Below are 11,457 nucleotides of genomic sequence, written 5' to 3' on the forward strand. Positions count from 1 at the left end.
AAAAAATTGTTAGATATACACAAAGGCGCAATTTATTTTAACAACTACAATTTTAAGGCGCAAGGATTTTATCTCCGATAAAATTTAATGCTGAATATTTTAGCTAAAAATGTCGCACTGAGCTTGCCGGAGTGTCCGCCTTTTTAAAAAACTTTAAGGCAAAGGGAGTTCCTATAAATTATTTGGAAAATTACTCCCCGCCTTTTAAAAACTATAGGTAAAAGGAGTTCCTATAACACTTCACTTTTAATGAATCTTACTCCTCACTTATTTTTTTAAACTAAAAACAATGAAAACATTAAAATTATTCAACGCTGTACTGGCAAAAGAATCGGATGCTGAAGTATTTATTTCTCAGGATGGTTTCATCATCGAACCTCATGCAATCTGGGCAAAAAAAGAAATTATTTCTTACTACGCTAAAGAAAAGCTGAACGGAAACGATCTCAACAAAACCTTCCATAAATCTTGGCAGAAGATTAAAGAAAGTACAAGATTCGAACTGTTGATGGAACAGTTATTTCATTATTTTTCCACCTACGGAAGTAGATTTCAGGGTGAAGTGTACATTCCTGATGAAGTGTTGAATATCCCGGATCTGAAGCTTAATTTTAAAGTCATTAAAGCCTGTTCCGAAGAAGAACTTCAGGAAAAATGTCTTGCTATTCTAAGATCAGGAATCGCTCTGAAAGAAGAAACAATTGATGATTTACTGTCCATTCTGCACGACGAACTGGAATATAATTTTACAGGAAAAGAAAATATCAGAAACAAAGAAGCCATCATAAAAATTGCCGACCGTTACGATGTTTATCCTGAAAATAATGTTGAATTTTTACGCTATGTAATCTACAAAACCACAAAAGAAACATTATTAATTAAAAACAATGATTTGATTAATGATATTAAGCAAAGCAAATTCAATCCGACTTATCTTTTTGAAAGTTTCGGACTGGAAAAAATGGCGGAAATTTTCAATCGTTTCAAGCCTTTATTTCTAGCCTATAAAAACAGAGCACCAAAAGTGATTAATAAAATTTCGAAGCTGTCAAAGGTTTATCACAAACCATTAATTTCGAATCCATTGAATAACGCAACCAATATGTCACTGGAAAACAGTGATTTGCACTGGCTGGAAAATGCCACTCCGTTTGCTTTGTTTAAAGCTCTATCGGCTTGTTATTCAAGAATGTACGGTCAGGATACTTTTGTGTACAGAATACGGAACGGAAAATCGTGGACGAAAAAATCAATCGGAACTTCCGTGAATGAACTGAACTACGATTTTATTTTAAGCTATTTAAAATCAAAATATCGTTTTGAAGGAAAAAAATTCTATTTCCCTGAAGACGTAGAATTTGCGTTACCGACTTCCGAAAAAATGTTTGTGGGAAATATACCAACCGGAACAAGATTCTTCGGTGAAAGATTAGCGGTAGGAATTTACTGGGAAAATGCATGGGGAGCTTATGATTTGGACCTTTCGGGATTAAATATTGCCGGAAAAATCGGATGGAATACAGCTTACAACCAAAATTCTGGTCAGTTGATGTATTCGGGAGATATCACTTCCGCGCCAAACGGTGCTGTAGAATATCTTTACGCAAACAGAGGTTTAATGGCTCCGACTCTGGTAATGAACAACGTTTTCAACGGAAACAGCGACTGCGGATATAAAATTGTTATCGGAAAAGGCGATGCTGTTTCTTACGATTATATGATGAGTCCGAACCATCTTTTTGCGGAAGCAAAATGTCAATCCGTACAAAAGCAGACCGTTTTGGGAATATTGCTGCCAAAAGACGGAAGACAGTGTTTCGTACTGCTGAATTTCGGAGCAGGACATGCCCATGTTTCAGGAAGTACAGAAATTTCCGTAATGGCGACGAACGCATTGTATCAGCAATGGTACGAACCGATATCCTTCAATCTTTTGATTCAGGAATTAGGAGCTGAAATCGTTTATGATAAAGAAAATATCGACTTTGATTTTTCTTTGGAGAATCTGGAAAAAGATAGCTTTACGAAGATTTTTAAATGATAATAAATCCATTTTAATTGTCATTTTGAGTTTTTAAAATTTCTCAGGATGACATTTTTTTAGCTAAATTTTAGTCCTTTAATATCATTTTTCACATAAAATGATCCTGCGTAAAAAGATTGCGCAGGATGTTTTTTATTTTGTATCAAATTAAAAAACAATGACACCAAAAATAATAGAAAAACTAAAAGAAGTCGAAGCAAAGCGTGGTGTAGAAATACTTCTTGCCGTAGAATCCGGAAGCCGCGCGTGGGGATTTGCTTCTCCGGACAGCGATTACGATATACGCTTCATATACCGACACGAAAAAGACTGGTATCTTTCGCCGTGGGATAAAGACGAAACGATAGAATTTATGACAGAAGACGATCTGGACGGTTCCGGATGGGATCTAAGAAAAACGTTCCATTTATTGTTGAAGTCAAACGCGGCTTTGCTGAGCTGGTTCTACTCTCCTGTCGTTTATGTGAAAAATGAAAAATTTTACGACCTGTTTAAACCTATGGCGGACAAATGTTTTTCTCCGATAGCCGTATTTTATCACTATTCAAGCATGAGCAAAAAATATCTCGAAGCATGCAGACTTGATGAGGTAAAACTTAAATCTTACTTTTACTGCTTACGAACCACATTAACCGGAAAATGGATATTGGAAAAAGGTACAATTCCGCCTGTTTTGTTTAGTGAATTGCTGGTCTTAGTAGATGATTTTACACGAACGAAAATAGAAAATTTAATCGCTTTAAAAGCCACCAAAGGAGAATCTTACCATCATCCGAATGACTGGGAACTCTTCGGATTTTTAGAGAAAACCATACTGAATAATGAAGTAAGAGCAAAGAGCCTGAAAGGAGGAAATTCGGATAAAAACGAAATGGAGAAGGTTTTTAGAGAAATATTAATACATTAGAAATAAAAATAATGCCATGAAAAACCTCATCGCGCTCTCTCCCATGTACACGGAAGACAGCAACAATCTGAAAAAAGCATCCCTCAATTCACCCTATGAGTTGAGCCGGTTTAATGCAAAATGGAATGTTCCCGAAGAATTTCGTGCAGACGTGATTGCGGTGTATGGTGAAGATATTTATGCTGAAATTGTGGCGGAACAATGCAGTCTTACGTTGACAAAACCTGATGACGACTGGCTTTCAAAAGTTTCGGAGGAATTTACCAAAAGAAAAATCTCTTACGGAAAGCTGAAAGATTTCGTGCATGAAGAAAATATTTTCATCAAATGTTCGGATTTTAAAAGTTTTAAAGCGGGAGTTTTTGATAAAGTCACCAACATCAAAGGTTTTGATACGCTGGATCTGGAAAACAGGGTTTTCACTTCCGAAGTCGTAGAATGGGAACTGGAAGTAAGATGTTTTGTCTTAAATAATCAAATAATAACGTATTCTTCTTATTGGAGAAATGACATTTTTGATACCAATCCGCTTTCTGAAAACGAGCAGAAAGAGCTTTTTGATTTTTTCAAAAATTTCATTCAGCAGTATGGCGAAACGCTTCCCAAAGCGATTGTTCTGGATTTCGGGATCATCAAAGGAAAAGGCTGGGCTTTAATTGAAGCCAATCCGGCTTGGTGTTCGGGGTTGTATAATTGTGATGCGGAAAAAGCTTTGGAGGTGATTGTGAAAAGCTGTATAAAGAATTAAAAATGCAGATCATCATATTCATCGGGATTCCCACAAGCGGAAAAAGTTCCTTCTACAAGGAGCTTTTTTTCAATTCGCACATCAGGATCAGCATGGATTTGCTGAATACCCGAAACAAAGAAGGAAAACTGCTTCAGTACTGTTTTGAAACACAGTCCAAAATGGTGATTGATAACACGAATGTTACTAAAGAAAGCAGAAGAAAATACATTGAACTTGCCCGACAGAACAAATATGAAATTATTGCATATTATTTTGAAAGCAACATTCAGGATTGTATGGAACGGAATAAATACAGAAAAGACTCCATCAGCGAGATCGGAATAAAAGCAAAATACAAAGATCTCGAAAAGCCCTCGATTGAAGAAGGTTTTGACAAAATATTCCATGTCAAAATAAGGGAGAACAAATTTGAAATCAGCGATTATGAAATTTGAAGAAATTGAAGCGGTCATGCGGAAAAATGAAAGCCTTTCGGAACAGTATATCCTTCCGGAAAACTTTATGATCGTGAGACTCGACGGAAGAGGATTTACCAAACTTACCAAAGAAAAACTGTCGCTGGAAAAACCTTTCGACCTGAAATTCAGTCAGGCAATGATCGATACGACGAAACATCTTTTTACCATCGGGTTTAGAGTGTTGTACGGTTACACGCAGAGTGATGAAATTTCACTGCTGATCCATAAAGACGACCAGACTTTCAGCAGAAAAGTAAGGAAGATCAATTCTGTTCTCGCGGGAGAAGCGAGTGCTTTTTTCAGCCTGCAGTTTCAGGAAATCTGTGTTTTCGACTGCAGAACGATTTCCATTCCGAATCGTGAAATGATCGCGGATTATTTTTGCTGGAGACAGGAAGATTCCCACAGAAATTCCCTTTCAGCCTATTGTTACTGGACGTTGAGAAACAAAGGATTCAACGCAAAACAAACCACCGAAAGAATTGAAAGAATGTCACAATCCGATAAAAATGAACTGCTTTTTCAGTACGGAATCAATTACAACGATCTTCCGTCCTGGCAAAAACGCGGCGTCGGAATTTTTAACAGAGAAGTGATCCAACAAGGCTACAATCCTGTAACACAGGAAACGGTGGATTGTGTAAGAAATGAGCTATTTATTGAAAAAAAACTACCAATAAGAGAGGATTATAGAGTATTTTTGAGGGAGATTTTTAAAGAATTTTAAAGCAAATGAACTACAAAATCATACACAACGAAGAAAAATTACAGCAATTCATAGACTGGCTTCCGGAACTACTGCCCAATGAACAATATTATGTTGCCCTTCTCGCAAGAAAAAAATACAACCCCGAAACAGGACTGAAAGCAGATAAAGCACAGTTAAAAAGATTTACCTCAACCAAAGAAAGACTGCTTCATAAAATTAGGCAGCTCGAAATTCCGGCAGGCTTGTACGAATCCGGAAATACCGAAGTTTCTCAGGATAACCTCGCCATTTATATCACTCCCAACCCGCGCGATCTTCACAATGCTTCATTGTTTTTAATGAAAGAAATTTCGGAAAAACTCATCCGGAAAGATAACGCTATCAATCCCCATACGTTGGCTTTAAACCTCATTCAGACCACCACTTCACGAAAGATATTCTTTGATCTTGATATTGATTTCTGTATAGAAAACCATCAACAAGCCATTGAGAAATTTAAACTAGATATTGCCGATTGTCTTAATTCTGATTGTCTTACGTTCATTAAAACAAACGGCGGACTGCATTGTTTAATTAAATTAGACAACATTCAGAAAGAACACCAGAAAAGCTGGTATCAGAAAGTGTCACAGCTTTCTTGCAATGAATATGAAGTTACGATGAACGGCGATAACGTTTTACCTATGGTAGGCTGTTTTCAGGGAATTGATTTTTCACCTTATTTTTTAGATTAAATTATGTGTACACCGAATACTGAATTACAATTCTGCACTTGTACTGAAGGAGATATTTTTGAAATAAAAAATATATACATTTGGTCTTTGAATAGATACGTTGGCTACAAGGAAAAAAATCCATTCTTTTTCGCAAGCTTTGTAAAACCCGTAGAAGATTTTAGTAATACAATCTCCGCACAAAACATAATATCAAAACTTAATGAAGGTAATATTTTTGATTTCGAATATCTTCCAAAGGAAAAAGACACATTGGATATCAGCTTCAATGCTAAAAATAGAGCTGAGTATAAATATTTCACCATAATCTTTAGAGATGGAATATGGCAGAAAGGACAAAATCCGCATTACGTCAGTGTTATTGAAAACATCGCAAGAGGTGAAGTGAAAGTCACCTACAAAGAAGAAAATGAGTTTCTAAAACATGTTGAACATTTAAAGATTAAATATGGAATTGAAATTCCTGAATCTATTAAAGTTCGGTGTGCCAATTTAAAAGACGATTCCCAAGATCCAATTTATTTAGCTATTAGGAACTTTAAAGAGTATAAAACTTTCTATCATCCGGAATTTATTAAATACATTACTGATAAATATTTTAACGAATTTCACGAATCAGAAAATTCAAACGCATTGCAATCTCTTTTGGATAAAGCACAAAACACATTCTCTTTATTAGAAAAAAAATTTATTTCTGAAAAAATAGATTTATCATTTATTAATAAATGTTTCAATGAATTAAATGATAAACTTGAATGTGTTTTCACTTCAATTCCTATAAAAGATGACGAATACATGATTATTGATGGACGTTTTTATTCAAAAGTAATTTTCTCAAAAGGCAAACGTAAAACATATTTCATAAACAAAGTAAAAAAAATAAATTATGAAATATTTAAACTTTTTAAAGGATAATTAAATGACCATCCAGGACCTTAAAAACAAAAACCTCATCCTTTTCGAAGCCATCTCTGGAAGCCGCTCTTTCGGATTGGCAACAGAAAATTCCGACACAGACATTCGCGGCGTGTATTATTTACCGAAAGAAGACTTTTTCGGGTTAAACTATATTCCGCAGATTTCCAATGAAACCAATGACATCACCTATTACGAAATAGGGAGACTCATCGAACTGTTGCAGAAAAACAATCCCAATATCCTCGAAATTATCGCCAGTCCGGAAGACTGCATCTTACAGAAACATCCCTTGATGGATCTCCTGAAACCCGAAGATTTCCTTTCCAGACTCTGCAAAGACACTTTTGCAGGATACGCTGTTTCCCAGATCAAAAAAGCAAAAGGACTCAACAAAAAGATTCTCAATCCGATGGATAAAGAGAAAAAATCCATCCTCGATTTCTGCTACATCCTGCAGGATCAGGGCTCCGTTCCGTTGAAAAAGTGGCTGCGGGAATTCTCTTCCGCCGAAAATCAAAATGGTTTACAGCAGGAAAAATGCGGTTTGGTAAGCATCGACAATACCAAAGGAATGTTTGCCCTGTTTTACGATCAATCCGGCGATTTCAGATACAAAGGAATCATTCAGAATGAAGAAGCCAATCAGGTCTCTGTTTCCTCCGTTCCCAAAGGACAACATCCCCTTGCCTATCTTTTCTGCAACCTTGATGCCTATTCCACCTACTGCAAAGATTACCGTGAATACTGGAAGTGGGTTTCCGAAAGAAATGAAGACCGTTACAACGTTAACCAGAACCATGCACAGAATTACGATAGCAAAAATATGATGCACACCATCCGTTTATTACAGTCCTGCGAACAGATATTTAAAAACAATTCCCTCAATATCCGTGTTGATAACCGCGAAGAACTGTTAGACATCAAATCCGGAAACTGGTCTTACGAACAGGTCATGAAAAAAGCAGAAGACCTTATTGCTTCCATTGAAAAACATCATGCAGCTTCTGCCCTGCCCGATGTTCCGGATCTGGAAAAAACCACAAAAATCTTAGTTCAGATCCGCGAGGAACTCTATAAAAACAAATAAAGCTTCATTTCTGAAGCTTTATTTTATGTATTGTCTGACATTTATTTTACCAATCTGATCTCCATTGCAGAAAAACCTTTCGGGGATTTTTCCTTTTCGAAAGAAACTTTATTTCCTTTTTTAATCTGGTCGATGCAGTTGTTGTTGTGGAAGAAAATATTTTCTTTAGTCTTATCTTCCGTAATGAAACCATATCCTTTTTCGCTTAAAAAAGTTACAATTCCTGTTTTTACAGTTTCTTCAGCCTCAATAGGAGCTGCTCCCAACTGGATATTGTTGATATCAATTTCCTCTCTTTCAGCCTGATCCGGTGGCGTAGAAGTAAGTTGTCCGTTCGCATCTACATACATGAACATTTCGTTCAGGCTTTTCCCTTTATCATTATTTTCCTTACGCTCTTCACGGCGCATTGCTTTTTCTTTTAGTTTTTGCTGTTTTTTCTTGAAATTTTCTTTTTTAGAGAAAGAATCTGCCATATATTTTATTGAATTTTTATTTTACAGTTATTTAAAGCTTCGGAAAAATCAGGGATCTTCCCCCTCTCAGTGATTCTGTCCACCAAATTCCGAACCTGTTATTAAAGGGTTTCTGAGTACTTTTATTAATGTGAATGCCTATGAAAAGGCATAAATTGAAACGGAAGTAAATAAAATATTCTAAACGATCACAGAAAGTAAAGACAGAGATTTCTTTTAATAAGTTAACAAATATACGAAAAATAAGCATACCAAACAAATATTTGGGATTTCAATTCGCTGAATTTCAATTTATTTTAGAGATTGGTTTTTAAATAAAGCTTTCTTGAAAAATATAATAATGATTACAGTTCGGTGAAAAAACAGGTTTGGGAAATATAATAATTATACTTAATTTGCTCAGGATATAAAACTTTACCCCGTAGAAATTCTGCATATTAAAATTCAGAAGCTCTGCCCATTTAAAGTTCTCATGATAATTTTTAAACAATAAACCATGATTCTCGAAGGATTAAATACAGAAGGCGTACTTATTTTTGCCAGTACCACCAAGTGTAAAAACTATTATTCGGATAAAAAATTCAATTACGATTATCCCGATGGATTATCAGAATTATTGAAACAGGGAATCATCCACATTATTACTACTGATGAAACAGTAGAGCAAGTCGATTTTACTTTTGATAAAGAAGAAATAGACCGCAATAGATGGGAATTTTACGATTCTTACAACTACTTAAAAGTAGAATCCGGAGATGAAGTCCGCGCTGTTTCTCATGCGGATTTTACCCAGATGTGCCATCATCATAAAGGTGATTTAGAAGCCCATATCGATAGTTCATTATTCCTTAAAAACATTTTAAACGGAAGCAGAGATGTAACCAAAGAAGAATACTTTAAATATGAATTGCCATTGATAGAAATACCAGCGGGAATCTGGAAATTAAATGTTTATTCCCTTAAAGAAGAGCATATCCTTAGCTGGATCGAATTTTTAATCCACCTGGAAAAGATAGAATCCGTTGATATCGATAAAATCACCCTGAAGCCGCTTGAAATCTATTCTTAAATAAAAATACTTTTCGAGAGCAGAAATAATATGAATTATATAGACGACAGCACAGTACCCCAATGCAAGATTGAAGAAAAGAAATTCGATTGGGGAGAACCCTATACAGTCTATACCCCTGTTTTCTGTTTTCCCGATTTATTAAATACCACACTGGAAAATTCGATTATTCTGTTTGGAGAAAATAACTTTAAGCATCAGTTATTGATGTTATACAATACAATCAATAACCATGAAGAGTCTGAAAGACTTACAAACTATCAGGGAGAAGCATTGAACAGGAAGTCAATATTGGAATTGATAAACATATATCTTAAAAAAAACGAAACTTTAACAGCTCCTTGGGAAAAATACAACATTGGATTAAAAGAGGATGATTATATAAGGCATCTTGAAGATAAGCTGGGAAAACCTCTGTATTATGTAAAAGTCTGACTGTCAAATAAAGTCGTGGCTATTACCTCTTATTGAAAATCTTGTGAAAAAATAGAATTTCGATAGCGCGGATTTGAAATCCGTGCTGTACTCAAAAACCGCGCTGCGCAAAGTTTCCCGACTTTGAGCAATATCAAACCCAAACATTTTTTTTAAATTTATCCCGTTTCTGATAGTCTCCCTATTTTGAGCAAAAATTAAAACAATACTAAATGAAAGAAGGCTATATTATAAAAGATCGGGAAAAACCGTATTTTATTACTTGTACAGTAGTAGATTTGATAGATATTTTACAAGAAAAGTTTATAAAGATATCGTAGTTGCTTCTTTAGATTATTGTATAAGAGAAAAAAGAATGATGTTGTATGGCTACTTCATCAATGGATGTTATTAACCCAAAATCCCTAAATAATATGAATTTTAAAACTAAAATAGTTATCATTTTATTATCCTCTTTATTACTTACGAATTGTAAGGAGGAAATGAAAAAATGTGTAAGTCAATCAACCGATACTAATGTAAAACTATATAATGATTTAACAGATCAGTTGATACCTTATTTTTTTCGAGAAGATTATTTAGGTAAAAAAAAATATTTTGATAGTTTAAGAGTTCATAATGAGGATTTATATATCGAAGAGAAGACAAAAGCCCACAACGAAATTTTTAATCATCCTGAAAAATATTGCAATTTGTATATTGATTCTGCTAAAAATAAAAATACAGATTTTGTTACAGGTAGTAAAAATTTTATTACAGGTCATCCCGAAGCTCCTATAAATTATATAAAAAGTAGGAAGGAGCTTTTAAAAGAATTTTCCAATAATACAGATATTATTAAAAAATTAAGTACACGAAGTTCTATAAAAGCAAATCAATTTAATTTGTGTACCGCAAAAGTACTGGATCTGGCAGAGTATGATAAACATACAAATGAATGTGAGATAGGAGTAGTATATTTTTCAGAGATTGTATTTGATCCTTCTAAAAAAAGAGCATTAGTTTTTGTTGACCATCATATAAAAAAAGATTATTACGGTAGAAATGCTGTATTTAAACTAAAATTGCATGATAATTATTGGGAAATAGAAGATTATACGATATTGTCAACTTCCTAATTCTCGATAGCGCGGATTTGTAACCCGATAGCGCGGATTTACAATCCGTGCTGTACTTCCAAGCTCAAAAATGCTTTGGTTATATCCCATTTCTTCATAAAATTCTATACAAATTCTTCTCTTTCTATGGAAGATTTCCTGATTTTCGGAACAGTAACTTTATGGGACGTAAATCATTTTTTCGCATTCGTATAAAACGAATAATAATAAAAAACAGGATACTTTTCAAAAGTTTCTGATTTACCCATGGTGTAGGCATCATGTTCATATATATTTGAAAAATCAAGAATAAGAGATTTCTTTTCCGGGAAATTGAAGATGAACTTTATTAAACTGCTCACAGCAGTTTCCGTCTCATAAGTAAATAAAAGTTGTTTTCCGTCAGCACTGTATACTTTCTTATTATAGACTCTCGCATTCAGTTTTTTATCCACACCCGTATCACTGGATTTTACCTTGTACATCAATGTTTCCTTACCATTCTTCATAATGTATACATCTGCATTTTTATAACTATTATCATACTTAAAAACAACAGCTTCATTGATTTTCATAATCATATCTGTGAATTTTTCTTCATTAGGGATCGACTGCGTTTCCGTGCCTGCAGGCATTTCGATAGGTCCTGATTTTGAAGCTGCTGCCGGTTTCTTTTTTTGTGCATTGACAGTAATCCCGAAGAATACCATTGCAGTTACAACTGAAATAAATTTGAAAATTTTCATGGAATATTTTTTTTGCAATGTTATGT

13 protein-coding genes are annotated in these 11,457 nt (G+C 34.5%); 11 read left to right on the plus strand and 2 right to left on the minus strand.

Annotation, left to right across the window (positions count from 1 at the left end; translation table 11 throughout):
* Positions 1-289: 289 nt before the first annotated feature.
* From QWT87_RS01030 to QWT87_RS01065, 8 genes are all read left to right on the plus strand, one after another.
* On the plus strand, positions 290-2,041 hold the full coding sequence (locus QWT87_RS01030) for a hypothetical protein (RefSeq protein WP_302712789.1): 1,752 nt from the start codon (positions 290-292) through the stop codon (positions 2,039-2,041).
* Positions 2,042-2,201: 160 nt separating this feature from the next.
* Positions 2,202-2,951, plus strand: a complete 750-nt coding sequence (locus QWT87_RS01035; RefSeq protein WP_302712791.1) for a nucleotidyltransferase domain-containing protein — start codon at positions 2,202-2,204, stop codon at positions 2,949-2,951.
* A 16-nt stretch (positions 2,952-2,967) separates the two neighbouring features.
* On the plus strand, positions 2,968-3,699 hold the full coding sequence (locus QWT87_RS01040; RefSeq protein ID WP_302712793.1) for an ATP-grasp domain-containing protein: 732 nt from the start codon (positions 2,968-2,970) through the stop codon (positions 3,697-3,699).
* Positions 3,700-3,701: 2 nt separating this feature from the next.
* Positions 3,702-4,136, plus strand: coding sequence for an AAA family ATPase (locus QWT87_RS01045; RefSeq protein WP_302712795.1), 435 nt, complete (start codon positions 3,702-3,704; stop codon positions 4,134-4,136).
* Positions 4,126-4,887, plus strand: a complete 762-nt coding sequence (locus tag QWT87_RS01050; RefSeq protein WP_302712797.1) for a tRNA(His) guanylyltransferase Thg1 family protein — start codon at positions 4,126-4,128, stop codon at positions 4,885-4,887. Before QWT87_RS01045 ends, QWT87_RS01050 begins: the two co-directional genes overlap by 11 nt.
* Before the next feature lie 5 nt (positions 4,888-4,892).
* Positions 4,893-5,603, plus strand: coding sequence for a hypothetical protein (locus QWT87_RS01055; protein WP_302712799.1), 711 nt, complete (start codon positions 4,893-4,895; stop codon positions 5,601-5,603).
* Positions 5,604-5,690: 87 nt separating this feature from the next.
* Positions 5,691-6,518, plus strand: coding sequence for a hypothetical protein (locus QWT87_RS01060; protein WP_302712801.1), 828 nt, complete (start codon positions 5,691-5,693; stop codon positions 6,516-6,518).
* A gap of 4 nt (positions 6,519-6,522) precedes the next feature.
* Positions 6,523-7,608 carry a nucleotidyltransferase domain-containing protein gene (locus QWT87_RS01065; RefSeq protein WP_302712803.1) on the plus strand — a complete coding sequence of 362 codons (1,086 nt, stop codon included), beginning with the start codon at positions 6,523-6,525 and terminating at the stop codon, positions 7,606-7,608.
* Between the two features lie 41 nt (positions 7,609-7,649).
* Here QWT87_RS01065 and QWT87_RS01070 read toward each other — a convergent pair whose 3' ends face one another.
* Complete coding sequence (locus QWT87_RS01070) at positions 7,650-8,084, minus strand: cold shock domain-containing protein (RefSeq protein WP_076395443.1); 435 nt, start codon at positions 8,082-8,084, stop codon at positions 7,650-7,652.
* A gap of 496 nt (positions 8,085-8,580) precedes the next feature.
* Here QWT87_RS01070 and QWT87_RS01075 point away from each other — a divergent pair, with 496 nt between their 5' ends.
* The 3 genes from QWT87_RS01075 to QWT87_RS01085 all read left to right on the plus strand — a co-directional run bounded on the left by QWT87_RS01075 (position 8,581) and on the right by QWT87_RS01085 (position 10,706).
* Positions 8,581-9,153 (plus strand): hypothetical protein, encoded by a 573-nt coding sequence (locus QWT87_RS01075; RefSeq protein WP_302712806.1) that lies wholly within the window; start codon positions 8,581-8,583, stop codon positions 9,151-9,153.
* Between the two features lie 30 nt (positions 9,154-9,183).
* Entirely contained in the window at positions 9,184-9,588 is a 405-nt protein-coding gene (locus QWT87_RS01080) for a hypothetical protein (protein WP_302712808.1), read from the plus strand.
* Between the two features lie 365 nt (positions 9,589-9,953).
* Positions 9,954-10,706: a hypothetical protein gene (locus QWT87_RS01085; RefSeq protein ID WP_302712810.1), complete on the plus strand. Its 753-nt coding sequence runs from the start codon at positions 9,954-9,956 to the stop codon at positions 10,704-10,706.
* 173 nt (positions 10,707-10,879) lie between these two features.
* On the opposite strand, the gene QWT87_RS01090 is transcribed toward QWT87_RS01085, so the two are convergent.
* A complete protein-coding gene (locus QWT87_RS01090) occupies positions 10,880-11,431 on the minus strand; it encodes a hypothetical protein (protein WP_302712812.1) in 552 nt (183 codons plus the stop codon).
* Between the last annotated feature and the right edge of the window lie 26 nt (positions 11,432-11,457).

The organism is Chryseobacterium urinae, assembly GCF_030518295.1.
In the GTDB taxonomy this organism is placed as follows: Bacteria; Bacteroidota; Bacteroidia; order Flavobacteriales; family Weeksellaceae; genus Chryseobacterium; species Chryseobacterium mucoviscidosis.

What these genes read in the sequence shown, in the direction of transcription:
- QWT87_RS01040 (WP_302712793.1), top strand. Translation starts at nt 2,968, where the DNA reads ATGAAAAACCTCATCGCGCTCTCTCCCATGTACACGGAAGACAGCAAC.
- QWT87_RS01090 (WP_302712812.1), bottom strand. Translation starts at nt 11,431, where the DNA reads ATGAAAATTTTCAAATTTATTTCAGTTGTAACTGCAATGGTATTCTTC.
- QWT87_RS01075 (WP_302712806.1), top strand. Translation starts at nt 8,581, where the DNA reads ATGATTCTCGAAGGATTAAATACAGAAGGCGTACTTATTTTTGCCAGT.
- QWT87_RS01070 (WP_076395443.1), bottom strand. Translation starts at nt 8,084, where the DNA reads ATGGCAGATTCTTTCTCTAAAAAAGAAAATTTCAAGAAAAAACAGCAA.
- QWT87_RS01035 (WP_302712791.1), top strand. Translation starts at nt 2,202, where the DNA reads ATGACACCAAAAATAATAGAAAAACTAAAAGAAGTCGAAGCAAAGCGT.
- QWT87_RS01055 (WP_302712799.1), top strand. Translation starts at nt 4,893, where the DNA reads ATGAACTACAAAATCATACACAACGAAGAAAAATTACAGCAATTCATA.
- QWT87_RS01085 (WP_302712810.1), top strand. Translation starts at nt 9,954, where the DNA reads ATGGCTACTTCATCAATGGATGTTATTAACCCAAAATCCCTAAATAAT.
- QWT87_RS01080 (WP_302712808.1), top strand. Translation starts at nt 9,184, where the DNA reads ATGAATTATATAGACGACAGCACAGTACCCCAATGCAAGATTGAAGAA.
- QWT87_RS01050 (WP_302712797.1), top strand. Translation starts at nt 4,126, where the DNA reads ATGAAATTTGAAGAAATTGAAGCGGTCATGCGGAAAAATGAAAGCCTT.
- QWT87_RS01030 (WP_302712789.1), top strand. Translation starts at nt 290, where the DNA reads ATGAAAACATTAAAATTATTCAACGCTGTACTGGCAAAAGAATCGGAT.
- QWT87_RS01045 (WP_302712795.1), top strand. Translation starts at nt 3,702, where the DNA reads ATGCAGATCATCATATTCATCGGGATTCCCACAAGCGGAAAAAGTTCC.
- QWT87_RS01065 (WP_302712803.1), top strand. Translation starts at nt 6,523, where the DNA reads ATGACCATCCAGGACCTTAAAAACAAAAACCTCATCCTTTTCGAAGCC.